The organism is Streptomyces sp. NPDC088097 (assembly GCF_044741845.1).
In the GTDB taxonomy this organism is placed as follows: Bacteria; Actinomycetota; Actinomycetes; order Streptomycetales; family Streptomycetaceae; genus Streptomyces.
Genome location: NZ_JBIUTJ010000023.1, coordinates 47993 through 74838 on the forward strand (window position 1 = coordinate 47993; position 26846 = coordinate 74838).

The following is a 26846-nucleotide window of genomic DNA, read 5'->3' on the forward strand; positions in this document are numbered from 1 at the left end:
TTCGACGCCAAGAACTCTCGCTTGTCCTACGAGGTCGCCCGGCGCAGAGTAAGCGCATGAGCGCACCCACCGCCTCCCACCAGGACGCCGCCCCGTCCCCCACCCCTCCTCCGACCTCCCCCGACGCCGGTCCTCCGATCCCGGCGGCGTCGACGACGGTGGCCCGGGAGGCGACCGCGCCCTCCGTCGCGTCCCGCTCCGCGGACTGGCGCCTGCGCTTCGCCGTCCTCTCGGTGATCTGGGGCTTCAGTTTCCTGCTGATCAAGGTGGGCACCGAGGCCTTCGCGCCCTTCCAGGTCGCCCTCGGTCGGGTCCTGTTCGGCGCGCTCGCCCTCGTGGCGGTCCTGCTCGTGCGTCGCGAGCGCCTTCCGCGCGGCCTGCGGACCTGGGGCCACCTGACGGTGGCGGCGCTGCTGCTGAACACGGCCCCGTTCTCGCTCTTCGCGTACGCCGAGCTGACCATCCCCTCCACGCTCGCCGGGATCTGCAACGCCACCTCCCCGTTGTGGGGCATGGCCCTGTCGATGGTGGCCCTGTCCGAGGACCGCCCGACGCGCCGCCGCTTCGCGGGGTTGGGGCTCGGCTTCCTGGGGGTGCTCACCGTGCTCGGAGCCTGGCAGGGCTTCGTGGGAATCGACGCCGGAGGCACGGCGCTGGCCCTGCTGGCCGCGCTCTGCTATCCGATCGGCTGGATCTACGTCCGCCGCACCCTCGCCGGCGCCCCCGGCTCCCCGGTGGCCCTGACCGGCGCGCAGCTGATCGTCTCCACCGTCCAACTGGCCGCCGTCAGCGCCCTGTTCACCTCGACACCCACCTCGTTCCCGCTGTGGCCGACCCTCTCGGTGATCGCCCTGGGCGCCCTCGGCACGGGCATGGCCCTCCAGATGCAATACGGCCTGGTGACGGAGGTCGGGCCCACCACCGCACAGATGGTCACCTACTTCATCCCGGTGATCGCCACCGCGGCCGGAGTCCTGGTCCTAGGCGAGCAGTTGCACTGGAACACCCCGGTCGGCGCGGCCGTCGTCCTGGCGGGCGCGGCGCTCACCCAGTCCCGACCGGGAGCCCGCAAGACCGCCTGACCCCCGGCCGGCGCCACACCCTCGACCGGGCGGCCCGACCGAACGGGCCGCCCGACCGAATCCGCCGCCCGACCGAACCGCGGCCCGATCCAATCCGCTGCCCGTTCGAACCCGCCGCCCCGGCCGGGCCGCCCTCAGTCGAACCGGCCGCCGCCCACCTGCCGCACCCCGGCCGCCACGGCCTCCGCCAGCGCCGGCACCTCGTCCAGGCCCAGCCCGGACACGGTCAAGCGCACCCCCGGCCCGGAGACCACCCGGAACCGGGCCCCGGCCGAGACCCCCCAGCCGGCCGACAGCAGCCGAGTGACCACCACCGTCTCGTCGGCGACCGGCACCCAGACGTTCATCCCGCTGCGCCCGTGGGCCCGTACGCCGCGCCGCGCCAGCTCGCCGATCAACCCGTCGCGCCGGGCCCCGTAGGAGCGCGCCACGGCGACCGGGTCCACCGCACCGGAGGACCACAGTTCGACCACCGCGTGCTGGAGCAGCCGGCTGACCCAGCCCGGCCCCAGCCGCTGCCTGCCGCGCAGCCGGTCCATGGTCACCGGATCCCCGGTGAGGACGGCGAGGCGCAGGTCGGGCCCGTACGCCTTGGCCGTCGAACGGACCAGCGCCCAGTGCCGGGTGACGCCGCCGAGCGAGTGCAGCGGCAGGTCGACGATCCCGTGTCCGTGGTCGTCGTCGATGACGAACACCTCGGGGCGGGCGGCCAGCAGCGCGCGCAGGTCCCGGGCGCGGGCGGCGCCGACGGCGGCCCCGGTCGGGTTCTGCGCGCGCGCCGTGACGATCAGGGCCCGAGCGCCCTCCTCCAGGGCCCGCTCCACGGACCCGGACAGGGGCCCCTCGTCGTCGACGGCCACCGGGATCACCCGCAGTCCGAGCGCGGGCACGAGGTCCAGCGTCCCGCCCCAGCCCGGATCCTCGACGGCGACGGCGTCCCCCGGGCGCAGGTGGGCCGTCAGCAACCGCTCGATCCCGTCCAGCGCGCCCGAGGTCACCGCCACCGGCCCGGGCGCGACCCCGTCCGCGTCGAAACCGGCGCGGGCGAGCCGGGCGAGGTCGGGAGCCACCGGGGCCTGCCCGTACAGGGTCGGGGTCTGCGCGTGGCGGCGGGCCGCCGAGGCCAACGGACCGTCGAGCGAGGGCAGCAGGCGCACGTCCGGATTGCCCTGCGTCAGGTCGCGCACGCCCGCCGGCACCGTCATGCGCATCTGGTCGCGCGGGACGGTCGCGGGGCGCGGGAGCACCCGGCTGCCGCGCCGCCCGTCGGTGACGATCACCCCGCGTTCGCGCAGCGTCCGGTAGGCGGCGGCCACGGTGTTGGGGTTGACGCCGAGTTCGGTCGCCAGTTCCCGCAAGGGGGGCAGCAGCGTTCCGGGCGCGAGCGCGCCCGAGCCGACGCCCGTTTCGATACTGGCCGCGATATCCGATGCGCGACGCCCGATGATCAGATAGTCTCCTAGCACAAACAACATTATGCACTAGTACAACGGAGTCCGCACCATGACCACCACACCCACCGACTACGCGCCCACCGCCCGCACCGTCCCGAGCCGCGCCCGCCAGCGGGCCCACTACGACCGCGAGACGGTGCACTCGATACTCGACCAGGCCTACGTCTGCCACCTCGGGTTCATCCGCGACGGCGCGCCGGTGGTGCTGCCGACCCTCTTCGGCCGGGTGGGCGAGATCCTGTACGTACACGGCTCCACCGGCTCGCGCCCGCTGCTCGGCGCCCGTACGACGGACCCGGGCCTGCCGGTCTGCCTGACGGTGACCCACGTGGACGGCCTGGTGCTGGCCCGCTCGGCCTTCCACCACTCGATGAACTACCGCTCGGTGGTCGTGCACGGCACCGCCTACCAGGTCACCGACGAGGCCGAGTGCCGGCTGGCGCTGGACGCCCTGGTCGACCACGTCGTGCCGGGCCGTTCGGCCGACTCCCGCCCGGCCGACGCCAAGGAGCTCGCGGCCACGGCCGTGATCCGGCTGGACCTGAACGAGGTCTCCGCGAAGGTCCGCACCGGCGGTCCCAACGACGACGCCGAGGACCTGGGCCTGCCCTTCTGGGCGGGCGTGGTCCCGGTCGCCCCGGCGTACGGAACCCCGGTCCCGGCCCAGGACCTCGCCCCGGGGATCGCCGTCCCGGACTACCTCGCCGCGCTCTGAGACCCGGGGGCGGGCAGCGACCCCGCCCCGGCTCAGGCCTCGGGCCCCCGCGCCTCGGCCTCGGGACCGCGCGCCTCGTCCGCGATCAGCGCGCCCACCGCCGCCAGCAGCAGTACGGTGCCCAGCACCACGGCGCCGGTCAGCCGCTCCCCGAGCAGCCAGACGGCGATCGCGGCCGCGCCGACCGGCTCGATCAGCATGATCACCGAGACGGTCGCGGCGCGGACGGTCGCGGCGCCGGTGAAGTAGAGCGCGTACGCCAGCGCCGTCGGCACCGTAGCCACGTACACCAGCAGCCACAGCACCCGGCCCGGCTGCGCGGTGTGCGGGAGCAGCCCCTCCACCACGGCGAGCGGCAGCAGGCACACCGTGCCCACGCCCACCGACCAGGCGGTGGTGACGAGCGGGTCCCCGCCGGCCCCGCGCCGGCCGAGCAGGCGGGCCCGCAGGGTCATCCCCGCGTACCCGGCGGCCGAGACCAGGGCCCAGCAGATCCCGACCGGCCGCACCTCGCCGCCCCCGGATCCCAGCACCAGCACGGCCAGCCCGCCGAGGGCGCCGACGACGGCGACCACCCCGCCCCGGCCCAGCCGTTCGGCCAGCGCGTACCGGGCGCCCAGCGCGATCAGCACGGGCCCCGCCCCGAGGGTCACGACCGTGCCGACGGCCAGGCCGGTCTCGCGCACGGCGCCGAAGTAGGCCGCCTGGAACAGGGTGAACAGCAGCCCGGTCCCGATCAGCGAGCCCACCGAGGGCCGCGTCACCGGACGGGTCCGGGCCCCGGGTCGGCGTACGGCGAGCACGGCCAGCAGCACCGCGAACCCGCCCGCGCACCGCCAGAAGGACAGGGCGAGGGGACCGAGGTCACTGGCCCGGAAGAGCAGGGAGGCCGCCGCCCCGGCGGTGCCCCAGGCGAGCCCGGCGACAACGAGGTAGGCCATCCCCCGCCCGGCCGCGGGCGCGGGAAGGGGCGCAGGGACAGGTGAGACGGGTGTGGTGACAGAGGAATGGTTCGACACGTGGGACTCCGCGCTCGCGTGAAGGATGAGAAGAAGGGGTCATCTCTTCGCGGGCAGCGCGATCCGGCCCGGGGACTCCCCGGGCGGGGTTCACGTTCCTGTGGCAGCCGCCCGCGCTAGGCGGCGGGAGGGGGAAGCACGGTCGAAGGCATGCCCGGCACCTTACGCGGTGCCCCGCGACCGCCGCACCCCGGGCGCCGCACCGCGGACACCCCTCAGGCCCGCGTGGTCTCGGGGGCCGGCACGGCGGGGTCGGGTTGCGCGGTCGGGGCGGGCCGCGAGGACTGCGCGATGAAGGCGCCGCCCAGAACCAGCGCGCCACCCACGATCTGCGGCGTCGACAGGTGCTCGCCGAGCAGCACCCAGGCCAGCACGGTGGCCACGACGGCCTCCAGGCAGGCCACCACCCCGGCCACCTGCGGGGACAGCCTGCGCACCGAGACCACCCCGGTCAGGTACGCGAACACGGTGGCGATCAGCACCACCCAGGCCAGCAGGGCCAAGGCGGGCACCTGGACCTCGCCCATCGCAGCGTCCCCGCCGAGCACCGACCAGTCGAGCTGCCAGGGCCGCGCGATCACGGTCATGACGAGCGTGCCGACGATCATCCCGTGCGCGATCACGCCCAACGGATCGGGCACGTCGTCGCCGTCGGTGCCCTGGTCGGCGAAGACGAAGTAGAAGGCCTGGCAGCAGGCGGCGGCGAGGCCGAGCAGCACCCCGAGCGGGTCCAGGCTCAGCCCGGCCCAGATCTGGACCACGCAGGCCAGCCCGACGACGGCCACGGCCGCCCCGACCGCGGCGGCGCGGGTCACGGGCTTGCGCTGGACGAAGCGGATCCAACCGAGCAGCAGCGCCGGGCCCAGGTACTCCAACAGGAGGGCCACGCCGACGGGGATCCGGGACAGGGAGGCGAAGTAGAAGGCCTGCACGCCCGCGACGGCGATCAGTCCGAAGCCGGCGAGCAGCAGGGGCTTGCGCCGCACCAGGTCACGATGGCGCCAGGCCAGGGGGGACAGCACCAGGGCCGCCCCGGCCACCCTCAACCACACCATGTGGAGCGGGTCCAGACCCGCCTCGATCAGCGGCTTCGCCGCGACACCGGAACCACCGAACGCACACGCCGAGACGAGGGCGGGGCCCAGTCCGGCGTTCTTCCCTGACGCTTGCATCGGGCCATCATGACAGGGGCCGTCAGGAGCGTCACGGGCGTGACGCCTGTTGAGACACACCCGGTGTCCGGAGGTCCGGGGCACCGACATCTGACAGGTCGTCAGTCTTGAATGTTCCGCCCGCCAGGACTACGTTCCGCCGCACGAACCCGACGAGAAGGGGTGGACGCATGGCTGAGGTCACCGCGGAATCACGCATCGAGGCGCCCGCCACGAAGCTCTGGGGCCGGCTCACGGACTGGGACGCGTACGGGCAGTGGAGCATGACCCACACCAACTTCCCGAAGGGTGGTCCCGAGACCCTCGCGATCGGGTCGACCTTCTCCGAGAACATGAAGATGATGGGCTTTCCCGCCGAGATCCTCTGGACGGTCTCGGAGCTGGAGGAGGGGCGCGTCTTCGCGATCACCGGCAAGGGCCCGATGGGCGTGGCCGTGCTCACCCGCTACAGCCTGATCCCCGACGGTGAGGCCACCACGGTCCGCATCGACGGGGAGTTCACGGGCGCCGCGGTCTCGCTGATGGCGGGCAAGCTCAAGGACTCCGCGACGGCCGCGCTCAACGAGTCGCTGCGCAAACTGGCCGGACTGGTCGCCTAAGGGCTGTCCCGTAACCCCTGCTGGGCGCGGATCGCCCGGCACGGACCTCTCCCCCAGCCACCTGGGAGGCGCCCCCTGGCGCTGTCCGAAAGAGACGACCCAGCCACCACCCCCCACGCACGACGACGCCCCGCGAGGATCTCCTCACGGGGCGTCGTCGTCGGGATCCGACCATCGGCTCAGTGCTCGTCGGCCAGGATCAGGTAGAGCTTCTTGCGGGCGTCGTTGATGACCCCGAGGGCCTTCTCCCGCTGCTCGGGCGAGCCGGTCTTGAAGACCTGCCCGAAGGCCTCCATCAGACCGACCCCGGCGGTGCGCACCTCGTGCATCGCCTCGAAGTCGAACCCGCGACCGGCGTCCGCCCAGGGGGCGTCCGGACCCGAGGCGGCCTCGGTGCGGCCGGCGTCGGTGAGCGTGAACAGCTTCTTGCCGCCCTCGCTCTCGTTGGTGATGAGGCCCTCGTCCTCCAGCAGCTGAAGGGTCGGGTAGACCGAACCGGGGCTGGGCTTCCAGGCCCCGCCGCTCCGCTCGCCGATCTCCTGGATCATCTCGTAGCCGTGCATCGGACGGTCGGTGAGCAGCGCCAGGATCGAGGCACGTACGTCACCCCGTCGGGCCCGACCGCGCGGGCCGCCGCGTCCGCCGCGCCCTCCGAAGGGCCCGCCACCGAAGGGCGGTCCGAACGGCCCGAAGGCGGCGCGCCGTCCCATGAACTCCTCCCGACGGTCCGGCCCGCAGTGGCCGTGACCCCGTCCGTGGTCGTGCCCGTGCTCGTGTCCGTGCTCGTTCTGTCCACGTGAACGCATCACTGCGCTCCTTTCGTCGTCACTGGATTTCGTGTTGTCGAAGTTCTTCGACTCCTTCACTATCGCTGATCCATCGCGATGCGTCAACGATGTATCGGAACCTATCTTTGACAGTCGGGCAGTGAAGGGAAACGGGCGGAGGGAGGAAGGGGGCGACGGGATCACGGGCGGCGCCCCTTAGGCTCGCGCCATGTCTGACGATCTCGGTTTCACGTGCTCCTGCTGCGGCGAGCACCACGCAGAGCTCCCGATGAGCTACTCGGCCCCGGCCCCCGACGTCTGGAGCCCCGACTTCGAGGCGGACCCTGAGAGCCTGCTGTCGTCCGACCGGTGCGTCATCCAAGGGCGGTTCTTCTTCGTCAAGGGGCTGATCGAGATACCGGTGGTCGGTCGCGAGGAGGTCTTCTCGTGGGGCGTCTGGATCTCGCTGAACAGGGTCAACTTCGCGCACGCCGTCGAGATGTGGGACACGGAGGGCCGGGAGGCCGAGGCCCCGTACTTCGGCTGGCTCTGCACCGAGCTGGCCCTCTACTCCCCCGCCACCACCAACCTCAAGACGAACGCCCACACCCGTGCGGTCGGCCGGCGCCCCTTCATCGAGCTGGAGCCCACCGACCACCCCCTCGCGGTCGAGCAGCGCGCCGGCATCACCATGGACCGGGTCCGGGAGATCGCCTCGACCCTCCGGCACCCGACCCCCTGACGCCCCGCGGCGCCCCCGGGGCCGGATCGGCGACGGGGGCGGTCGGACGGGGGCCGCCGGTCAGCCCTCCCGGTGCGCGGGCCGGCCCCCGGTGCGCCGATCGGTCCAGTCACCCCGGATTGGCCTTTGTCCCCGGTCGTGACGGCGTCCTACGGTCGAAGCCATGCGCATCCGAATCGTCGACGCCTTCACCGACCGCCCCTTCCACGGCAACCCCGCCGGAGTGCTCCTCCTCGACTCCGCCTTCCCGCCGGACGCCTGGCTCCAGCAGGTCGCCGCCGAGGTCAACCTCTCCGAGACCGCCTTCGCCCGTCCCCTGCCGCCCGGCGGGGACGCCGACTGGGCGTTGCGCTGGTTCACCCCGTCCGCCGAGGTGGACATGTGCGGGCACGCCACCCTCGCGACCGCCCACGTACTGCGCGAACAGGGCCTCGCCGAGGGTGCGGTCCGCTTCTCCGCGCGCTGCGGGATCCTCACCACGGAGGCCGGCGAGGACGGCGCGATCACCATGGACTTCCCGACCTCCTCGCTGACGGCCGTGGAGCCCGTCCCGGAGGTCGCCCGCGCCCTGGGCGCCGAGATCCTGTCGCTGCACGACACCTCGGCCCACATCGGCGACCTCGTCGTGGAGCTGGCCGACGAGCGGACCGTACGGGAGCTCGACCCCGACTACGCGGCCCTGCGCGGCTACGCCCGTCGCGGGGTGATCGTCACCGCGCCCGCCGAGGACCCCTCCCGCGGCTACGACTTCGTCTCCCGCGGCTTCTTCCCCGTGTTCGGCATCGACGAGGACCCCGTCACCGGCAGCGCCCACACCGCGCTCGCCCCGTTCTGGGCGGCCCGCCTCGGTCGCACCGAGCTGACCGGCCTCCAGGGAGGGGCCCGCCGGGGTCTGGTCCGGGTGCGGCTCGCGGGTGACCGTACGCTCCTGACCGGGCACGCGGTCACCGTCATCGACGGCGAGCTGCTCGGCCACTGAGCCGACTACGGGGTCGGGAGCCAGCCCACCTTGCCCGCGAGCAGCGCGTACCCGCCGAAGGCCACGATGTCGAGGAGCGCGTGCGCGACGACGAGGGGGCCCACCCGGCCCCAACGCCGGTAGGCCAGGACGAAGACGACGCCCATCGCCACGTTGCCGACGAACCCGCCGACGCCCTGGTAGAGGTGGTACGAACCGCGCAGCACGGAGCTGGCGACGAGCGCGGCCATCGGTGTCCAGCCCAGCTGACCGAGCCTGCGCAGCAGGTAGGCCAGCACGATGACCTCCTCCACCACGGCGTTCTGCACCGCGGAGAGGATCAGTACGGGGAACTTCCACCAGACGTCCGGCAGCGCCTCCGGCACCACCGTCAGGTTGAAGCCGGTGGCCCGGGCGCCGAGGTAGAAGGCGAGTCCGGCGCTGCCGATCCCGGCGGCGACGAGCGCGCCCCGGCCGAGGTCCCACAGCGGCCTGGTCCGGTCGAAGCCGAGCACCCGCAGCCCGGGAGCGCCCTCCCGGGTCAGCAGGTGCGCGACGAGCAGGACGGGCACCAGCGCGCTCGCGATCCCGAACAGCTGCCAGGCCAGGTCGAGCCAGGGGCGGCCGGGCGCGTAGGAGCCGTTGAGCGTGGCGGCCTGGTCCTTGAGGCCGCCCGGTTTGGTGAGGGACCCGATGAAGCTGATCAGCGCGGAGACCCCGCTCGCGCCCAGCGACAGGGCGAGGACGAGGAGGGTCTCGGTGCGCAGGACACCCCGCCGCCGGTCCTCGTCCAGCCCCACGACCACCGGCTCCGGCTCCGCCCGCACGCCCGACTCCCGTCCGCCCATCCCGCTGTGACCACCCCATACTGCCTCCTCGGCGGCCGGGACGGATCATCGAGGCGGCCGCGGCCCGCCGGCGGACGGGCGCGGGCGTCCGGCGGGCGCCCGCGGGCCAACGCCGGGGGCCCGCGGCCCGACGCCGGGGGCCCGCGGGCCGGTCAGTGCCGGGCCGCGGCCGGAGCCTGCGCCTCCTGTTCCTCGATGCCGACGGGCCAGGTGTGCACGGGGTCCCCCCTGTGCATGAGCTCGCTGTAGCGGCGGGTGGTGGCGGCCAGCGCGGCGTCGCGCTCCAGCCCGCCCGCGAGCGCCCGGTGGTAGGTGTCGACCTGCCAGGTGGCCCCGTTGACCCGGCGCCGGCAGCGCTCCTCGATGATGCCGAGGTAGTGGTCGCGGTCGGCGGGCTCGATGCCCCAGGCGTCCAGCCCGGCGGCGGCCATGGGCAGCAGCTCGTCCAGGACCAGCCGGACCGCCGGTACGCTCACCAGCCCGCCGGCCCGACCCCGCCGCGGCCACCGCAGCCGGGCGTCGATCCCGTACCGGCAGGCCGCGTCGAAGTTGGCCTCGGCCTCCGCGAACGGCATCCGGGTCCACACCGGACGCTGTTCGTCCGCCAGGGTGCGCACGAGGCCGTAGTAGAAGGCCGCGTTGGCGACGACGTCCGCGACGGTGGGGCCGGCGGGCAGCACCCGGTTCTCCACCCGCAGGTGCGGCGTGCCGTCGGCGACCCCGTAGACGGGTCGGTTCCAGCGGTAGACGGTGCCGTTGTGCAGCACCAGCTCCCGCAGGCCCGGCACCCCGCCCTCGGTGAGCACCCGCAGCGGTTCCTCCTCGTCGCAGATCGGCAGCAGGGCCGGGAAGTAGCGGACGTTCTCGGCGAACAGCTCGTACGCCGAGTTCACCCACCGCTCGCCGAACCAGGTGCGCGGCCGCACCCCCTGCGCCTGGAGTTCGGGTGGCCGGGTGTCGGTGGCCTGGGTGAACAGCGGCGGACGCGACTCCCGCCAGAGCTCGCGCCCGAACAGGAACGGCGAGTTGGCGCCGACCGCTATCTGTACGGCGGTCACGGCCTGCGCGGCGTTCCACACGTCGGCGAAGCGGGCGGGGGTGACCTGGAGGTGCAACTGCACGGAGGTGCAGGCCGCCTCGGGCACGATCGACCCCGTGCTCCAGGTGAGCCGCTCGACGCCGTCGATGTCGAGGGTGAAGTCCTCCCCGCGCATCATCAGGATCTGCTCGTTGAGCAGGGAGTAGCGGTCCACCGCCGACAGGTTGGCCAGGGCCAGGTCGGCGCGGGAGATCGTCGGCAGGATCCCGATCATCACGACGCCGGCGTCGATCTCCGCGGCCTGCCGGTGGGCGTAGTGGAGACTCGCCGTGAGTTCCTCGGCGAGCTGGTCGAATACCCGGCCGTCGAGCCGGTGGGGGAGTACGTTCACCTCCAGATTGAACATTCCGAGTTCGGTCTGGAAATCCGGGCTCGCAATCCGCTCCAGTACCTGTGCATTCACCATGCGCGGCAAACCGTCGGCACCCGCGAGGTTCAATTCGATCTCCAGCCCCATCATGTTCTTGGGGCGATCGAACCTCTTCTCCGCCAGAAGCCGCTCCAGCCCCTCCAGGCACTCGTGAAGCTTCCTCCGATACCGCTGCCGATCGGACAGGTCGAATCCGCCTGCCACGACCTTCTCCCCCATCGAAGCGTCCCTCCTCCAGTGGCCCGGCCCGGTGGGCCCGGGCCCGCGTCTCGGTCGATGATGCCCAGGCCCGGTGATCGATAACGCCGGGCGGCCGGGTCGGGCCGGGAGCGCGCGCCGGTATGGCCGGATGGGCGCGTCGGCACATTCGTCTGGCAAGTCGTCGTATGCAAATTCAGCGTCGACTTTGCCGGTTTCGGATAACCGGCGCTTTTCAGCCGAGCGCCCTTCGGGTAGCCTCCGAGGTCAGCGCGACTTGTTCGTACGCAACCGGCATGAATACCATGACAGCGGGTCCGGTAAGCGCCTTGTCGGCAATGGGCGGGACAGCTAGCCGAAACACTGCGTGAACACATGTCGTATAAACTCCGCAAACGAGGCAGAGAGTTGGCGCGCGGCCATTGCCCCAAAGCCCCCTCCTGACCCCAGAATGCGACAGCGCCGTCCGCACCTTCCCCCGCACCACAGGTCTCCCAAGCGAGAGGCGACCCACCATGCCGCTGCACGTACCCCCGGCTCCCGCGCCCGCCCTGCGCAGCGTCCTCGCGGCACTCGGTTCTCCCGCCGCCGTCAACGAGGCGCACACCCCGGCCCTGCGCGCCGTCCAGGGCCCCATGACCGCCGAACTCCCCCTGCCGGTGCACGTGCTGGACCGGTTGCACCCGTCGGGTCTCACGGCCGGTGGCCGGCCGCCCCGCACCCGGCTCACCGGGTGGAGGTTCCTGATCCGCAGCGGCGACCGCTTCGTCGCGGCGGCCGACACCCGCCTCACCCCCGACGGCTGGGCCTTCTCCCACTTCTTCGAGGGCCCCTACGTCGCCGCGACCGAACGCGCGCTGCGCCAGGCGGAGTCGCTCGGCACCGGCTACCAGCCCCGGCTGCTGTCCGTACCGGAGCTGTACATGCTGACCCTGTGGCTGCACGGCGCGATCGGGGCCGACGCCTCCGCCGGGCTGCCGGCCGCCGCGGACCTGCTCGTCCCGCTGGCGCCCGCGCCGCCCGGGATCGCCCCGTTCCGGCCCCACCCCGTGTCGGAGCTGTTGCCCGTGCTGACCCTCCGGCTGACCCCTCCCGCCCCACCGGTCCCGCCGTCCATGGCGGCGCCCGCCGCCTGAGGACCGCCGTACGCGTCCTGACCTGCGGCGGGGCGCGCCGTACGGCTCTCGCGGTCGGCTTGACCCACCTGACCCATTCGGCCTAGTCCCCTCGGGCCACCCGCGAACCACCCGAAATGACAGGGGAGTTGGCTTGAACCGCCCGCACGGGTGATGCGTCCTCAATCCATGAGGACAGCTGCCGGGAAATACCTGCGAAGCAGCCGTCGTGGGGCAAGACTGAGCCCATCCTCCCCGCGGGTGCGGGGACGACACAGGGGGACGGCCATGAATCACGCATCGAGCCGTAGCGAACAGACCACACCGCAGCGAAAGAACGCATCCATGTGCCAGCACCAGCCTGCCTGCCCGTCGTCAGAATCCGCCGATCGGGAGGCCGCCCGCCCGGTGGCCAACCACCCGGAGCAGGGCTGGAGCCTGCTGTGCAACGGCGTCCTGCTCTTCGAGGACACCGGTGAACTGCTGCCGGACGGCCAGATCATCGCCCCGCACCGCGCGCTCGCGGTGGCCTAGGTCGAAAGGGACGGCCGCCAGGCCACCGCACGGGAGACCACGTACGAGAGAGGGGCCGGCCCCGGAGCGGAAAGCTCCGGGACCGGCCCCTTCACCGTGTCGGGACGGCGCCGACGATCAGGCCGTCAGGCGATCAGTGGTCGTACTCGTCCAGCGGCGGGCAGGAGCACACGAGGTTGCGGTCGCCGAACGCACCGTCGATGCGGCGCACCGGCGGCCAGTACTTCTCGGCGGCGATCACGCCGGCCGGGAAGACGGCCTCGTCGCGGCTGTACGGGTGGTTCCACTCGCCGCCCAGCGAGGCCGCCGTGTGCGGGGCGTTGGCCAGCGGGTTGTCGCCGGCGGGCCATTCGCCGCCCGCGACCCGCTCGATCTCGCCGCGAATGGCGATCATCGCGTCGCAGAAACGGTCGATCTCGGCGAGGTCCTCGGACTCGGTCGGCTCGATCATCAGCGTGCCGGAGACCGGGAAGGACATGGTCGGGGCGTGGAAGCCGTAGTCGATCAGGCGCTTGGCGATGTCGTCCACGCTGACGCCCGTCGCCTTCGACAGCGGCCGCAGGTCGATGATGCACTCGTGGGCGACCAGGTTGCCCGGACCCGTGTAGAGCACCGGGTAGTGCGGCTCCAGGCGCTTGGCGATGTAGTTGGCGCCGAGCACCGCCACCTGGGTGGCGCGCTTGAGGCCCTCGCCGCCCATCAGGCGGACGTACGACCAGGAGATGGGGAGGATGCCCGCCGAGCCCCACGGAGCGGCCGAGATCGGCCCGACGCCCGTCTCGGGACCGGCCGAGGGCTGGAGCGGGTGGTTCGGCAGGTACGGGGCCAGGTGCGCCCGGACACCGACCGGGCCGACGCCCGGACCGCCGCCGCCGTGCGGGATGCAGAAGGTCTTGTGCAGGTTCAGGTGCGAGACGTCGCCGCCGAAGTGACCGGGCTTGGCGAGGCCGACCAGGGCGTTCAGGTTGGCGCCGTCCACGTAGACCTGGCCGCCGGCATCGTGCACCTGGGCGCAGATGTCGGCGACGTGCTCCTCGAACACGCCGTGCGTGGACGGGTAGGTGATCATCAGCACTGCGAGCTGCTCGCGGTGCTGCTCGATCTTCGCGCGCAGGTCCGCCGCGTCCACCTCGCCGTCGTCGGCGGTCTTGACGACGACGACCTTCATGCCGGCCATCACGGCACTGGCCGCGTTGGTGCCGTGCGCGGAGGACGGGATCAGACAGATGGTGCGCTGCTCGTCGCCGTTCGCGCGGTGGTAGGCGCGGACGGCGAGCAGGCCGGCCAGCTCGCCCTGGGAGCCGGCGTTCGGCTGGAGGGAGACCTTGTCGTAGCCGGTCACCTCGCAGAGACGTTCCTCCAGCTCGGTGATCAGCGTGACGTAACCCGCCGCCTGCTCGATCGGGGCGAAGGGGTGCAACTGGCCGAACTCGGGCCAGGTCACCGGCTCCATCTCGGTGGTCGCGTTGAGCTTCATGGTGCAGGAGCCCAGCGGGATCATGCCGCGGTCCAGCGCGTAGTCCTTGTCCGAGAGCTTGCGCAGGTAGCGCAGCATCGCGGTCTCGGAGCGGTGCTGGTGGAAGACCGGGTGGCTCAGGTACGCGTCCGAGCGCAGCAGGCCCTCGGGCAGGGTGTCGGGGGTGACCTCGTCCAGGGCCTCGATGTCCGCGGCGGGGCCGGTGACGCCGAAGGCGGCCCAGACGGCCTCGATGTCGGCGCGCAGGGTGGTCTCGTCGCAGGCCGCGGAGACCAGGTCCGCGTCGACCCGGAAGAGGTTGACCCCGCGCTCGCGGGCGGCGGCGACGACCTCGGCGGCCTTGCCGGGCACCCGGGCGGTGAGGGTGTCGAAGAACGAGCCGTGCACCAGCTCGACCCCGCCGGCCGTCAGGCCCGCGGCGAGGAGCGAGGCGTAGCGGTGGGTCCGGCGGGCGATCGTGCGCAGGCCGTCCGGGCCGTGGTAGACGGCGTACATGCCGGCCATCACGGCGAGCAGCACCTGGGCGGTGCAGATGTTGCTGGTGGCCTTCTCGCGGCGGATGTGCTGCTCGCGGGTCTGCAGGGCCAGGCGGTACGCCTTGTTGCCGTCCGCGTCCACGGAGACGCCGACGAGGCGACCGGGCAGCGAGCGGGCGTGCTTGGCCTGGACGGCCATGTAACCGGCGTGCGGGCCGCCGAAGCCCATCGGGACGCCGAAGCGCTGGGTGGTGCCGACCGCGATGTCCGCGCCCAGCTCGCCCGGGGACGTCAGCAGCGTCAGGGCCAGGAGGTCGGCCGAGACGGTGACGACGGCGCCGAGGTCGTGGGCCTGGTCGATGACCGGCTTGATCTCGCGCACCGCGCCGGAGGCGCCCGGGTACTGGAGGAGCACGCCGAAGACGCCGCGCTCGGCGATCTCGGCCGGGATGCCCCCGGACAGGTCGGCGACGACGACCTCGACACCGATCGGCTCGGCGCGGGTCTCGATCACGGCGATGGTCTGCGGCAGGGCGTCGGCGTCGATCAGGAAGACACCGCCCTTGACCTTGCCCACGCGCCGGGCCAGGGACATGGCCTCGGCCGCGGCGGTGCCCTCGTCGAGCAGGGAGGCGCCGGAGGTCGGCAGGCCCGTCAGGTCGGCGACGACAGTCTGGAAGTTCAGCAGCGCTTCGAGGCGGCCCTGCGAGATCTCGGGCTGATAGGGCGTGTACGCCGTGTACCAGGCCGGGTTCTCCATGACGTTGCGCAGGATGACCGGCGGGGTGAAGGTCCCGTAGTAGCCGAGGCCGATCATCGGGGACAGCACCTGGTTGCGGTCGGCGAGGAGGCGCAGCTCGGCGAGCACCTCGGCCTCGGTCCGCGCCTCGGGCAGGTTCAGCGCGGCGGCGGTCTTGATCACATCCGGCACCGCGGCGGCGGTGAGCTCGTCGAGGGAGCCGTAACCCACGTGGGCGAGCATCTTCGCCTGCGCCTCGGCGTCCGGGCCGATGTGGCGCTGCTCGAAGGGGATGCCTCGCTCCAGCTGGGAGAGCGGAATGCGGTTGGCGGTCATGACGGAGGCCTCCTGGTCGTATGACCTGCGAGGGGCACCACGGCGCGGGCACCCGGACGGCCTCCCCCTCTGTCATCTCAACCTGAGAGCTTCACCGGGCCGCACGGGGATCACCCGTGAGATCCGGCTTTCACCGTCGGTGAGGAGCGGAACCGGTACTGCGTGCCGGTACCCGCCCCTGCTTTCCAGAGTGGCCTCACCACGTGCGGTACGTATGCCTGAGAGATTCCGGGGAGGATTTGCTCCTTCGGCGCCTCCGTCGAGCTCATTCGGAGGACTCTCCCGCACAGGGTCAACAGCCGTCACCCAGCCTACCAGCGAGGATCTGGACGCTCCCTCGAGTGGCCCCCTCTCCCAAAATGCACTTTTGTAGTCATTACGGATGAGTTCTCACCACTGCGACCGTACGGAGGGACCGTGCAGACCGACATCGATCCGCGCAGCCTGATCGGCCGCAAGGCGTTCGACCGCAACGGAGCCAAGATCGGCACCGTGGACGAGGTCTACCTGGACGACGCCACGGGCGTCCCGGAGTGGGCCGCCGTCAGGACGGGCCTCTTCGGCCGGGACGCCTTCGTCCCCCTGGAGCCGAGCGAGGTGGTGGGGGAAACCCTGCGCGTGCCCTTCGACCGCTCCCTGATCAAGGACGCCCCCGACTTCGGCGTGGGCCGCCACCTCTCCCCCGAGCAGGAACTCCAGCTCTACCACCACTACGGCCTGGACGTGGCCCTGCCCGCCGACTTCCAGCACCCCCCGCCCCCTGTCCGCGTCCGCAAGCGCCACCGTTGATCACCGGGCCGTCCCGTCCGGGACCGCCGCGTCCGGCTCGCCGTCGCCCACGAGGGGCAGCGGGTCGGCGCTCTCCAGTTCCGGGTCCTCCAGCCTGAAGGTCCGCACCCGCCCCGGCGCCGCACCGGGCCGCTCGAACCGTACGGTGACCCGCCCGACCCCGCTGCCCTGTACCCACCCCGGCCCGTACACCGCGTGCCGTACGTCGCTCCCGGCCGGCCAGTGGCGCGCGGGGGCGACTTCCGGCCGTCCGGGCACGGCCCCGGCGACCGCACCGCCGGCGGCGCCGGCAACCGCTCCGGCCTCGGCACCGCCAGCCCCTGGGGCCCCGGCCGCGCCAAGGGCACCCGCGGTCGTGCTGACCCCGTCGGCCCCCGGCGCCGCACCGGGCTCGGCCGACGGCCCCGGCGGCCCCTCGGCGGGCTCGGCCCCCTCGATCGCCTCCGCCCCCTCCGCCCCGGCGGAACGCACCTGGGCGAACAGGTCCTCCTGGGTGTAGTCGGCGAGGCCGCTCACCCCGACCCCGAGCAGCCGCACACCACCGGTGGTGTCCACGCCCTCCAGGAGCCGCGCGGCGGCCTCCCGGACCACCGAGGGGTCGTCGGTCGGCCCGCGCAGGGTCTCGGAGCGGGTCAGCGTGGAGAAGTCGTAGCGGCGCACCTTGAGGACGATGGTGCGCCCGGAGTGCCCGGAGGCGCGCAACCGACCCACACACCGGTCGGCTAGCCGCCGCACCTCGTTGCGGATCCGCACCCGGTCGTGGAGGTCCACGTCGAAGGTGTCCTCGACCGACACGGACTTCGCGTCCCGCTCGGCGACCACGGGCCGGTCGTCCAGTCCGAGCGCCATTCGGTAGAGCCCGACCCCGTGCGCCCGGCCCACCATCCGCACCAGTTCGTCCTCGCCGGCCTCGGCGAGGTCCCCGACGGTGGTGATCCCGGCCCGCCGCAGGTGCTCACCCGTGGCCGGCCCCACCCCCGGCAGGGTCCGCACCGACATCGGCGCGAGCAGCTCCCGCTCGGTCCCGGGCTCGATCAGCAGCAGCCCGTCCGGCTTGGCCTCCTCGGAGGCCACCTTGGCCAGCATCTTCGATCCCGCCAGGCCCACCGAGCCGCTGAGGCCGGTGGCGGCCGTGATCTCCGCCCGCAGCCGCTCCCCCGTCGCCCGGGCGGCCACCGAGTCGAAGGCACGACCCCCGGCTTCCAGGTCCACGAAGGCCTCGTCGAGGCTGAGCGGCTCCACGAGCGGCGACAGCTCCCTCAGCAACCCCATGACGAAGTCGCTGACCTGGCGGTAGAGGGTGAAGCGGGGAATCAGGTAGGCGCCGTTCGGGCAGAGCCGACGGGCCTGGGCGGTCGGCATCGCCGAGTGCACCCCGAAGCGCCGGGCCTCGTAGGAGGCGGTGGCCACGACCCCGCGAGGCCCGAGCCCCCCGACGATCACGGCCTTGCCCCGCAGACTGGGCTTCGACGCCTGCTCCACGGAGGCGTAGAAGGCGTCCATGTCCAGGTGCAGGATGGTCGGCGCGGATCTCACAGCCCGATGCTGCCCCATGCCACTGACAACGCGGTGACGCCCGGCCCGGCGGCCGCGCGCCGCACCGCCTCAGACGGCGCGGTTGCGGCGGGCTGCCAGCTCGTCGGTCGGGTTGGGACCCACCAGGGTCTCCCCCGTGTCCACGCGCTCCCCGTGGAGCTGCGACAGCGCGTTCTCGACGTCGCGCCAGACCACGCCCACCGCGATCCCGAAGACGCCCTGACCGCCCTGGAGCAGGCTCACGACCTGGTCCGGGGAGGTGCACTCGTAGACGGTCGCGCCGTCGCTCATCAACGTCATGCGTTCCAGGTCGTGGAAGCCCCGGTCGCGGAGGTGGTGCACGGTGGTGCGGATGTTCTGCAGCGCCACCCCGGTGTCCAGGAAGCGCTTCACGATCTTGAGGACCACCACGTCGCGGAAGCTGTAGAGCCGCTGCGTGCCGGACCCGTAGGCCGGCCTCACGCTGGGCTCCACCAGTCCCGTGCGGGCCCAGTAGTCGAGCTGTCGGTAGGTGATGCCGGCCGCGGCGCACGCCGTGGGTCCCCGATAGCCGACCTGCTCGGGTGCAGGGTCCTCGTTCACCGGTCCGACCGGCGCCGGCACCGACTGACGGTGCGCGGAACCCGCCGCAGCACCGTGCAGCGGGAACGGCCCGCCGTCACTCCGTGCGGGGATGCCCCCGGTCGTACCGTCGCCCGTGATCCTCACGCCGACCCTCCGTCCTTGACCTGCCACCTTGAAGGTAGGCAGTGACCAGGGGTGCGTCAACGATCGCCACACTCGGCACGCCGAGTGATAATCACCCTGAGAGTGGTTTCCCGTACCCCATTGCGGGGAAAGGCTACTCGAATGGGCTGAAGGATCCCGGTGGATGACGCGGCCCGCGTTTCCCCCTGGCGCCGCGAAGAGCGGCCACCACGAGGGCGCCGCTCACTGCGGGCCGGTGCCGAAGTCCTCGGGCGAGATCTGGTCGAGGAACTCGCGGAACTTCTCCACCTCGTCCTCCTGCTCGTCGGGAATGGCGATCCCGGCGTCGTCCAGGACGCCGTCGCTGCCGTAGATCGGCGTACCCGTCCGCAGGGCCAGCGCTATGGCGTCGGACGGCCTCGCGCTCACCTCCACGCCGCTGGCGAAGACGAGTTCCGCGTAGAAGACGCCCTCCCGCAGATCCGTGATCCGGACCTCGGTGAGCTCCTCGCCGACCGCTTCCAGCACGTCCTTGAACAGGTCGTGCGTCAGCGGTCGGGCAGGCGCCATCCCCTGCTGGGCAAAGGCAATGGCGGTCGCCTCCCCAGGACCGATCCAGATGGGTAGGTACCGGTCGCCTCCCACTTCACGCAGGAGCACGATCGGTTGGTTGGAGGGCATTTCCACCCGGACACCCACAACGTCGAGCTCGTTCACACAGCAACCCTAGGACCTGCCCGGCAGGTTTGGGTAGTCGGGGCCCCCATGCCGACGCGGGCCCTCAGCGCAACCGGACCCCGAGAGCGGTCTGCACGAGTGCTTCGTGCAGCCTGACGGAGAGCCCCGCGAGCTCCTTGAGGGTGGCTTCGGCGAGCGCCCGCGTCTGGGGATTGCGGTGCCGTCGCAGTGACGAGACGACCTGTTCCACCAGCCCGGCCTCCCGGTCGGCGGCGGCCTTCATCGCCCTCAGGTGACGCGGCTCCAGGCCGAACCGGCCCAGATCGGCGATCAGCCGGGCCACGGTGACCGTCTCGGCGTCGAATCCCCCGCCCGGCGTCTCGGAGATGAGCCCGTACGACTCCCACTCCACGAGCTGCACCTCGTCCACCTCGGCGGCGGCGATCAGCTCGGCCCGCCCGACCCGGGCCACGGTGGGCCGCTCCCGGCCCACCTCGCCGTAGAGGGCGACCGGACTCGTGGGGTCGACGGACTCCCCGTGCGCGGCGGGGGCAGGGATCCGGATCTGCTCACCGCGCTCAAGGGCGTCCAGCTGCTCACGGATGACCTTGAGCGGCAGGTAGTGGTCGCGCTGCAAGCGCAGGATGCGGCCGAGCCGTTCCACGTCCCGGGTGCTGAACTTGCGGTACCCGGAAGGAGTGCGCGTGGGCTCGACGAGCCCCTCCGCCTCCAGGAAGCGGATCTTCGAGATCGTGACCTCGGGGAACTCTTCGCGCAGCGTGGTCAGCACCGTGCCGATGCTCACCAGCCGCCCGACCGGTCCGGCGGTGCCGCTCTTCGGGGCACCGCCGGTCGGGGAACGCAGCATGGGACCTTCCCTTGAAGGGTCAGATGCCCCGCAGGCTCGCGTAGAAGACCAGCCGGTACTTGCCGATCTGCACCTCGTCGCCGTTGTGCAGCACGACGGACTCGATCGGCTCACGGTTCACGTACGTGCCGTTGAGGCTGCCCACGTCGGCGACGGTGAAGCCACCGTCCTGGCCCCGGCGGAAGTCGACATGGCGCCGGGAGACGGTGACGTCGTCCAGGAAGATGTCGCTCTGCGGGTGCCGGCCCGCCGTGGTCAGTTCGCCGTCCAGCAGGAAGCGACTGCCCGAGTTGGGTCCGCGCCGCACGATCAGCAGGGCGGAACCGGGCGGCAGTGCCTCCACCGCGGCCTGGGCCTCGGGGGACAGCGAGGACGACACGTGCTGTCCGGACACCTCGGCCTCGTAGGCCTCCAGGCCCGAGATCGAGATGGTGGACGTGGTCTCCGAGGCACGCTCCGGCGTCAGACCCGGCCGCAGCGGCGCGCCGCAGTTGGAGCAGAAGCGACTGGCCGCATCGCTGCGGTGCCCGCACCTGCTGCAAATCTGCTCGGCCGACATGGACGGCTCCTCGCGCCGCGGCTGCCCCGCGGAGGCATTGGTGGCATACGGATCGGGGGCAAACCCTCCACCCGTACTTGAGGTTGATGGTTCACCGAAACCTATGCGGCCGGAACCGGCAGGGTCAACACTCGACGCGCCCTGCGCGCCCGAAATGTCACCCTGGCCGCCCACCTCGTCACGGAAGAGCGGCCGGTCGCCCTGCCCCTCCACGTCACCGTGGCCCGCGCGATGGCGCGCCGTACCGCTGTCCTCGCGGTTCTTCTTGCCGAACAACTTCTCAAACAACTTCACGGGCGATTCCCCTTGACCGAAACAGACCCGCCCGTGGGGCAGGACGAACTCTGCATGCACACACCTGCCGACCCGGACATTCTGACAACGTCCGTAACCACCAGACAGTTTCCACCACGCACCGCGACTTCTGTGCGTCGACCCCCCGCAGGCGCCAGCCCGCGTGAGCCCGTCGACCTTCCGCCCCGCCTCACGGCGATGACGACCGAGCGTAGTCAGGCTGCTTCGCAGCCCGCAAGGCATCCACGACGATCTTCGCCGACCGTGTGACGGCGACCGTGGCCTGCTCCTTCTCCAGCGTCTGCACCACACCACCGGGGATGTTGAGCGCCGGTTCCAGATCCTGCGGCTTGCCGATCACCCTGAACTCGTACGGTGGTGTGATCTTCTTACCGTCGATCCCCACACCGCCGTCCTCGTCCGAGAAGTACGAGCCCGCCACGACGCGCACGCCGTTGATCTGGATCGCCTCGGCCCCGGCGGCCCGCAGCTCCTGGAGCGTGTCCAGCATCTGGTCGGACCGTACCTGACCCTTGGGGTCGGTGATCTTCAACGTGATCCCCGGCCCCTGAGCAGCCACCGTACCGGCCAGGATGCCCAGTTGGCGCTCCTTCTCCAGCGTCTGCCTCCGGGCGTCCTCCGCCTGGTTGGAGCTGCTCTGAAGCTCCTTGCGCTGGTCCTCCAGCTTCTGCTTCTCGTCCTCCAGCCGCTTGGTCCGCCCGTCCAGTTCGTCGAGGATCCGTACGAGGTCCTCCTGGCGGGCGCCGCGCAGCGGAGCGCTGGCGTCGTTGTTGGACCGTACCTGGATGGCCAGGCCCAGGCCCAACACGAACAGCAACAGCGCGACGATCAGTTGGGCCCGGCTCACGCGCGGGGGCCACAGGCCCGCCGCCAGCCGCTGCCGGCCCGTCTCCTCGGTCACCGGGGGCTCCACCGGCGGGGCGTCCGACCGCTCGGCCTTCTCGTCGCGCGCGTCGTGCCCGTCATGCCCGTCGCGCTCACCGTGCTCGGAGTTCATCGGCCTCACGCCCGGAAGACGTGCCGGCGGATGGCCGCGGCGTTGGAGAAGATCCGGATGCCGAGGACGACGACCACGCCCGTGGACAGCTGGGCACCGACGCCGAGCTTGTCCCCGAGGAAGACGATCAGCGCGGCCACGACCACGTTGGACAGGAACGACACCACGAAGACCTTGTCGACGAAGATCCCGTCCAGCATCGCCCGCAACCCGCCGAACACCGCGTCGAGCGCGGCCACCACGGCGATCGGCAGATAAGGCTCGACCACGGCCGGCACTTCGGGCCTGACCAGCAGCCCGACCACCACTCCGGCCACGAGGCCCAGTACCGCGATCACGATGCACCCTTCTTCGCTTCTGCTGCTGTGGCTGTACGTACGGTCAGGCTCGACGCCGCGGGCACCTTGACCTCGTCCAGGGCGGACAGGGTGTACCGGATCCCGTAGCTCTCCTGGAGCACGTGCAGGTACTGGCCGTCCACGGAGTCCTGGAACGTGGTGCCCAACCGTTTCTTGTCGCCCACCGCGAGGACCTCGTAGGGCGGCACCAGCGGTTTGTTGTCCACCAGTATCGCGTCACCGGCGGCCCTGATCGCCGACAGCTCCGTCAGGCGCTGTCCGTTGATCGAGACGGCCTCGGCTCCGGCCTGCCACAACCCGTTGACGACGCGCTGCATGTCCCGGTCGCGCACGCGCCCGGTGTTCGAGAAACCGGCGCTCTCGCGCGGCCCTCCGCCGCCGCCCGAGGAGGCCCCCTTGGCGTCGTCCACCGTGAGCCTCACACCGGGGCCGTGCACCTCGGTCGCGCCGGCCAGCAGGGCGACGAGGCGTCCCTGGTCACCGCCGTGCTGCTTGAGCGCCTCGTTCTGCCGGTCCTCGACCTCGGTCCGCAGCCGCTCGATGTCCTTCTCCAGGGTGTCCGCGCGGCCGTCGGCCCGCTCCACCCGGTCGATCAGTTCCTGGCGCTCCTTGGCCAGCACCGGGGCCGCTATCCGCGCCTGCGCCGCACCCAGGGTGACGACCATGGCCGCGATCACGAGGCCGGCGGCGAGCCCCAGCTTGGCCCTGAGCGACCTCGGCAGTCCCGCCGTGCCGTCCGCCGCACGCCGGGCCGACGCCTCCGCATAACCCTCGTCGAGACTGTGGTCCATCACGTGCGTCAGCAGCGACATGGACGCGTCGGGGCGCGGGGGCGGTGTGGCCGAACTCCGGTTGTGGGGAGGCTGCGACATGCCGCACATCGTCGCACGAGGGCGCCGCCCCCACCGAATGCGACCGTCCGGCGGGCCGGCCGGGGTGACTCCCCGTACCCGGCCCACCGGACGTCCCTCCTACGGGGCTCCCGCGCCCGTCAGCTCTGTCCTCCGCCGTCGACCACTTCGGCCCACTCGTCGAGCAGGGCCTGCGCGGAGGCGTCGTCGGGGCCTTCGGCCCACAGGTGGGTGACCGCCTCCGCCGTGTCCGGCAGCACCAGGGCCCACCGGCCGTCCGCCTCGACCACGCGCACCCCGTCGGTGGTGTCGACCTGCCGGTCGCCCGCCGCCTCCACGACCCGACGCATGACCAGGCCCTTCGTGGCCCACGGGGTCGGCACGTCCCGCTTGATGACGTGGGCCCGCGGGATGCGGGCGTCGATCTGGCTCAGGGTGAGCTGGGTCCGGGCGACGAGCCCGATGAGCTGGACGAAGGCCGCCGACCCGTCGAAGACGCTGCTGAACTCCGGGACGATGAATCCGCCCCGGCCGTCCCCGCCGAAGATCGTGGTCTCCTCGCGGCCCACTCGCGTCAGGTCGTCCGGCGAGGTCGTCGTCCACTCCACCTGCGTGCCGTGGTACGCCGCCACCTGCTCGGCGACCCGGGTGGTGGTCACCGGCAGGGCCACCTTGCCGCTGCGCTTCTCCGCGGCCACCAGGTCGAGGAGTACGAGCAGCGCCCGGTCGTCCTCGATGATCCGGCCGCGCTCGTCCACCAGCGAGATCCGCTCGCCCACGGGGTCGAAGCGGACCCCGAAGGCCGCCCTCGCCGAGGCGACGATCTCCCCGAGGCGCACCAGCCCGGCCCGCCGGGACTCCCTGGTCTCGGTGGGCCTGGATTCGTCGAGCCCGGGATTGATCGTCAGCGCGTCCACGCCGAGCCTGCCGAGCAGGCTGGGCAGGACCAGTCCGGCGCTGCCGTTGGAGGCGTCCACGACCACCTTGAGCCCGGCGTCGGCGATCCCTGTGGTGTCCACCCGCCTGAGCAGCGAGCCCGTGTACGAGTCGAACACGCTCGACGGGAACTGCAGGTCACCGATCTCTCCGGGGAACGCGCGCCGGTACTCCTGGCGCGCGTAGACCCGGTCGAGCTTGCGCTGCTGGGCCTGGGAGAGGTCCGCTCCGCGCTCGTCGAGGAACATGATGTCCACGGAGTCCGGCACCCCGGGCGAGGTCCTGATCATGATGCCGCCCGCGGCGCCCCTGGCGGTCTGCTGGCGGGCGACCGGCAGCGGTACGTTCTCCAGGTCGCGCACGTCGATCGCGCTGGCCTGGAGGGCCGAGATCACGGCCCGCTTCAGGGCGCGCGCTCCGCGGGAGTGGTCACGGGCGGTGGTGACGATCGCGCCCTTCTTGAGCGTCGTCGCGTAGGCACCCGCGAGCTTCACCACCAGCTCGGGGGTGATCTCCACGTTGAGGATCCCGGAGACGCCGCGGGCACCGAAGAGGTGCGCCTGTCCTCTGGACTCCCAGATCACGGAGGTGTTGACGAAGGCGCCGGCCTCGATGGTCTTGAAGGGGTAGACGCGGACGTTGCCCTGGATGATGGACTCCTCGCCCACCAGGCACTCGTCGCCGATCACCGCCCCGTCCTCGATGCGGGCCGCGCGCATGATGTCGGTGTTCTTCCCGATCACGCAGCCGCGCAGATTGCTGTGGGGCCCGATGTAGACGTTGTCGTGGACCACGGCCTTGTGCAGGAAGGCACCGCTCTTGACGACGACGTTCGATCCGATCACGGTGTGCTCGCGGATCTCGACCCCCGCCTCGACCTTGGCGTAGTCCCCGACGTACAGGGGCCCGCGCAGCACGGCGTCGGGGCTGACCTCGGCGCCTTCGGCGATCCACACACCGGGCGAGATCTCGAAGCCGTCCATGTCGACCTGGACCTTGCCCTCAAGCACGTCGGCTTGCGCCTTGACGTAGCTCTCGTGGGTGCCGACGTCCTCCCAGTAGCCCTCGGCCACGTAGCCGTAGATCGGCCGGCCTTCCTTCATGAGCTGGGGGAAGACGTCGCCGGACCAGTCGACGGAAACGTCCGCGTCGACGTAGTCGAAGATCTCCGGTTCCATCACGTAGATGCCCGTGTTGATGGTGTCCGAGAAGACCTGGCCCCAGGTCGGCTTCTCCAGGAAGCGCTCGACCTTGCCTTCCTCGTCCACGATGGTGATGCCGAATTCCAGCGGGTTGGGCACCCGGGTCAGGCACACCGTGACGAGGCCGCCCTTCGCCTTGTGGAAGGCGATGAGCTCGGTGAGGTCGAAGTCGGTGAGGGCATCGCCGGAGATGACGAGGAAGGTGTCGTCCTTCAGTGCCTCCTCGGCATTCTTCACACTGCCGGCGGTGCCGAGTGGCTTCTCCTCGTTGGCATAGGTGAGCTCCATCCCGAGCTCTTCGCCGTCCCCGAAATAGTTCTTGACGAGCGAGGCCAGGAACTGCACGGTGACCACGGTCTCACTGAGACCATGCCGCTTGAGCAGCCTGAGCACGTGCTCCATGATCGGCCGGTTTGCCACCGGCAGGAGCGGCTTGGGCATGCTTGAGGTCATGGGGCGAAGCCGCGTACCTTCGCCACCGGCCATCACGACGGCCTTCATGTCGGAAGAGTCCTCCTCGAGAGATGACGGTCTTGCCGACCTCACCCATCCCGGACCGTGACTCCGCTACTCCTCCGCGTCAGTACCGGCGCCGAGTGAGCTCAATCGGCCGTGGCATCCGCCTTGACGAGACGGCGGACTTGCACCACGTAAAGGATTCCTGCCCACCAATACAGAGTTGTACCCCATCCGGCGAACGCCCATCCGAAAACGGCGCCGATCCAGGCCAACCAACCCGTGCCATCACTGAGGAGTAGCAAGGGAAACGCGTACATCAGGTTGAAGGTCGCGGCCTTGCCGAGGAAGTTGACCTGGGGCGGCGGGTAGCCGTGTCGGCGCAGGATCCACACCATGACCAGCAGCATCGCCTCGCGTGCGAGGAGCAGTCCGGTGAGCCACAGGGGAAGGATCTCCCGCCAGGTCAGGCCGAACAGTGTGGTCAGGACGTAGAGCCGGTCCGCGGCGGGGTCCAGCAGACGGCCGAGATTGCTGATCTGATTCCAGCGGCGGGCGAGTTTCCCGTCGAGGTAGTCACTGATCCCGCTGAACATGAGGACGGCGAGCGCCCACCCGTCGTAGCCGGCCAGGATCAACCAGAGGAACAGGGGCACGCCCACGAGGCGAGCCATGCTCAGGATGTTCGGAATGGTGAAAATTCGGTCGGTCTGAACCCGAGTCTCCTGGACCTCCACCCGGGGGCCTCCACTGTGACGCTAGAAATGGTCGAAACGATGCCCCCTGACCCTACAGGAGTCCACACCGGCCACACCGGACCGTAAACGCAGAAAAGCCCCGCACCGAACCCGTAAGGGTTGGTGCGGGGCTTTCCCACAATGATTGTTCGGCGGCGTCCTACTCTCCCACAGGG

25 protein-coding genes and 1 riboswitch are annotated in these 26846 nt (G+C 71.6%); of the genes, 8 read left to right on the plus strand and 17 right to left on the minus strand.

Annotated features, from left to right (window positions below; all coding sequences use genetic code 11):
- The first annotated feature begins 56 nt into the window (after window positions 1-56).
- Window positions 57-1082: a DMT family transporter gene (locus ACIOD1_RS34060; protein WP_401906985.1), complete on the plus strand. Its 1026-nt coding sequence runs from the start codon at window positions 57-59 to the stop codon at window positions 1080-1082.
- 134 nt (window positions 1083-1216) lie between these two features.
- Here ACIOD1_RS34060 and ACIOD1_RS34065 read toward each other — a convergent pair whose 3' ends face one another.
- Window positions 1217-2557 (minus strand): aminotransferase class I/II-fold pyridoxal phosphate-dependent enzyme, encoded by a 1341-nt coding sequence (locus ACIOD1_RS34065; RefSeq protein ID WP_401906988.1) that lies wholly within the window; start codon window positions 2555-2557, stop codon window positions 1217-1219.
- A 28-nt stretch (window positions 2558-2585) separates the two neighbouring features.
- On the opposite strand from ACIOD1_RS34065, the gene ACIOD1_RS34070 reads away from it, so the two are divergent.
- Complete coding sequence (locus ACIOD1_RS34070; protein WP_401906991.1) at window positions 2586-3251, plus strand: pyridoxamine 5'-phosphate oxidase family protein; 666 nt, start codon at window positions 2586-2588, stop codon at window positions 3249-3251.
- A gap of 32 nt (window positions 3252-3283) precedes the next feature.
- Here the strand turns inward: ACIOD1_RS34070 and ACIOD1_RS34075 are convergent, their stop codons facing one another.
- Together ACIOD1_RS34075 and ACIOD1_RS34080 are read right to left on the minus strand one after the other, a co-directional pair.
- A complete protein-coding gene (locus ACIOD1_RS34075) occupies window positions 3284-4192 on the minus strand; it encodes an EamA family transporter (protein ID WP_365628721.1) in 909 nt (302 codons plus the stop codon).
- Between the two features lie 293 nt (window positions 4193-4485).
- Window positions 4486-5442 (minus strand): EamA family transporter, encoded by a 957-nt coding sequence (locus ACIOD1_RS34080; RefSeq protein ID WP_401906994.1) that lies wholly within the window; start codon window positions 5440-5442, stop codon window positions 4486-4488.
- Between the two features lie 170 nt (window positions 5443-5612).
- Between ACIOD1_RS34080 and ACIOD1_RS34085 the strand changes: the two genes are divergently transcribed.
- Window positions 5613-6041, plus strand: coding sequence for an SRPBCC family protein (locus tag ACIOD1_RS34085; RefSeq protein ID WP_365628727.1), 429 nt, complete (start codon window positions 5613-5615; stop codon window positions 6039-6041).
- Between the two features lie 179 nt (window positions 6042-6220).
- Here the strand turns inward: ACIOD1_RS34085 and ACIOD1_RS34090 are convergent, their stop codons facing one another.
- Window positions 6221-6847: a PadR family transcriptional regulator gene (locus ACIOD1_RS34090; RefSeq protein WP_401906996.1), complete on the minus strand. Its 627-nt coding sequence runs from the start codon at window positions 6845-6847 to the stop codon at window positions 6221-6223.
- 190 nt (window positions 6848-7037) lie between these two features.
- Between ACIOD1_RS34090 and ACIOD1_RS34095 the strand changes: the two genes are divergently transcribed.
- Window positions 7038-7550: a DUF2199 domain-containing protein gene (locus ACIOD1_RS34095; protein ID WP_401906998.1), complete on the plus strand. Its 513-nt coding sequence runs from the start codon at window positions 7038-7040 to the stop codon at window positions 7548-7550.
- Between the two features lie 163 nt (window positions 7551-7713).
- Complete coding sequence (locus tag ACIOD1_RS34100) at window positions 7714-8529, plus strand: PhzF family phenazine biosynthesis protein (RefSeq protein ID WP_401907000.1); 816 nt, start codon at window positions 7714-7716, stop codon at window positions 8527-8529.
- Between the two features lie 5 nt (window positions 8530-8534).
- Here ACIOD1_RS34100 and ACIOD1_RS34105 read toward each other — a convergent pair whose 3' ends face one another.
- Window positions 8535-9356 (minus strand): type II CAAX endopeptidase family protein, encoded by an 822-nt coding sequence (locus ACIOD1_RS34105; protein ID WP_365628739.1) that lies wholly within the window; start codon window positions 9354-9356, stop codon window positions 8535-8537.
- A 152-nt stretch (window positions 9357-9508) separates the two neighbouring features.
- Window positions 9509-11044, minus strand: coding sequence for a glutamate-cysteine ligase family protein (locus tag ACIOD1_RS34110; RefSeq protein WP_365628742.1), 1536 nt, complete (start codon window positions 11042-11044; stop codon window positions 9509-9511).
- Between the two features lie 494 nt (window positions 11045-11538).
- Here ACIOD1_RS34110 and ACIOD1_RS34115 point away from each other — a divergent pair, with 494 nt between their 5' ends.
- Window positions 11539-12159: a hypothetical protein gene (locus ACIOD1_RS34115; protein ID WP_365628745.1), complete on the plus strand. Its 621-nt coding sequence runs from the start codon at window positions 11539-11541 to the stop codon at window positions 12157-12159.
- 324 nt (window positions 12160-12483) lie between these two features.
- On the plus strand, window positions 12484-12672 hold the full coding sequence (locus tag ACIOD1_RS34120; protein ID WP_365628748.1) for a DUF5999 family protein: 189 nt from the start codon (window positions 12484-12486) through the stop codon (window positions 12670-12672).
- A gap of 133 nt (window positions 12673-12805) precedes the next feature.
- Here ACIOD1_RS34120 and gcvP read toward each other — a convergent pair whose 3' ends face one another.
- Window positions 12806-15700, minus strand: coding sequence for an aminomethyl-transferring glycine dehydrogenase (gene gcvP, locus ACIOD1_RS34125; RefSeq protein ID WP_365628751.1), 2895 nt, complete (start codon window positions 15698-15700; stop codon window positions 12806-12808).
- Window positions 15701-15896: 196 nt separating this feature from the next.
- Window positions 15897-15995: riboswitch (glycine riboswitch) on the minus strand.
- Between the two features lie 122 nt (window positions 15996-16117).
- Here gcvP and ACIOD1_RS34130 point away from each other — a divergent pair.
- The gene (locus tag ACIOD1_RS34130) at window positions 16118-16489 is read left to right on the plus strand and encodes a PRC-barrel domain-containing protein (RefSeq protein WP_365628754.1); all 372 of its coding nucleotides are present in this window, start codon (window positions 16118-16120) and stop codon (window positions 16487-16489) included.
- Here ACIOD1_RS34130 and ACIOD1_RS34135 read toward each other — a convergent pair whose 3' ends face one another.
- The 10 genes from ACIOD1_RS34135 to ACIOD1_RS34180 all read right to left on the minus strand — a co-directional run bounded on the left by ACIOD1_RS34135 (window position 16490) and on the right by ACIOD1_RS34180 (window position 26670).
- Entirely contained in the window at window positions 16490-18025 is a 1536-nt protein-coding gene (locus tag ACIOD1_RS34135) for a DNA polymerase IV (RefSeq protein WP_365628757.1), read from the minus strand. It lies immediately after the preceding gene.
- A gap of 69 nt (window positions 18026-18094) precedes the next feature.
- Window positions 18095-18733, minus strand: a complete 639-nt coding sequence (locus tag ACIOD1_RS34140) for a MerR family transcriptional regulator (RefSeq protein ID WP_365628760.1) — start codon at window positions 18731-18733, stop codon at window positions 18095-18097.
- Between the two features lie 222 nt (window positions 18734-18955).
- Window positions 18956-19429, minus strand: a complete 474-nt coding sequence (locus tag ACIOD1_RS34145) for a bifunctional nuclease family protein (RefSeq protein ID WP_007262890.1) — start codon at window positions 19427-19429, stop codon at window positions 18956-18958.
- Window positions 19430-19493: 64 nt separating this feature from the next.
- Window positions 19494-20258: a MerR family transcriptional regulator gene (locus ACIOD1_RS34150; RefSeq protein WP_365628763.1), complete on the minus strand. Its 765-nt coding sequence runs from the start codon at window positions 20256-20258 to the stop codon at window positions 19494-19496.
- A 19-nt stretch (window positions 20259-20277) separates the two neighbouring features.
- Window positions 20278-21219, minus strand: a complete 942-nt coding sequence (locus ACIOD1_RS34155; RefSeq protein ID WP_365628800.1) for an FHA domain-containing protein — start codon at window positions 21217-21219, stop codon at window positions 20278-20280.
- An 82-nt stretch (window positions 21220-21301) separates the two neighbouring features.
- The gene (locus tag ACIOD1_RS34160; protein WP_365628766.1) at window positions 21302-22129 is read right to left on the minus strand and encodes a DUF881 domain-containing protein; all 828 of its coding nucleotides are present in this window, start codon (window positions 22127-22129) and stop codon (window positions 21302-21304) included.
- A 5-nt stretch (window positions 22130-22134) separates the two neighbouring features.
- The gene (locus ACIOD1_RS34165; RefSeq protein WP_281207173.1) at window positions 22135-22467 is read right to left on the minus strand and encodes a small basic family protein; all 333 of its coding nucleotides are present in this window, start codon (window positions 22465-22467) and stop codon (window positions 22135-22137) included.
- Complete coding sequence (locus ACIOD1_RS34170; RefSeq protein ID WP_401907006.1) at window positions 22464-23369, minus strand: DUF881 domain-containing protein; 906 nt, start codon at window positions 23367-23369, stop codon at window positions 22464-22466. The genes ACIOD1_RS34165 and ACIOD1_RS34170 overlap by 4 nt, the downstream gene beginning before the upstream one ends.
- Window positions 23370-23479: 110 nt before the next feature.
- Window positions 23480-25978 carry a mannose-1-phosphate guanyltransferase gene (locus ACIOD1_RS34175; protein WP_365628772.1) on the minus strand — a complete coding sequence of 833 codons (2499 nt, stop codon included), beginning with the start codon at window positions 25976-25978 and terminating at the stop codon, window positions 23480-23482.
- 101 nt (window positions 25979-26079) lie between these two features.
- Entirely contained in the window at window positions 26080-26670 is a 591-nt protein-coding gene (locus tag ACIOD1_RS34180) for a CDP-alcohol phosphatidyltransferase family protein (protein ID WP_365628777.1), read from the minus strand.
- Window positions 26671-26846 lie beyond the last annotated feature (176 nt).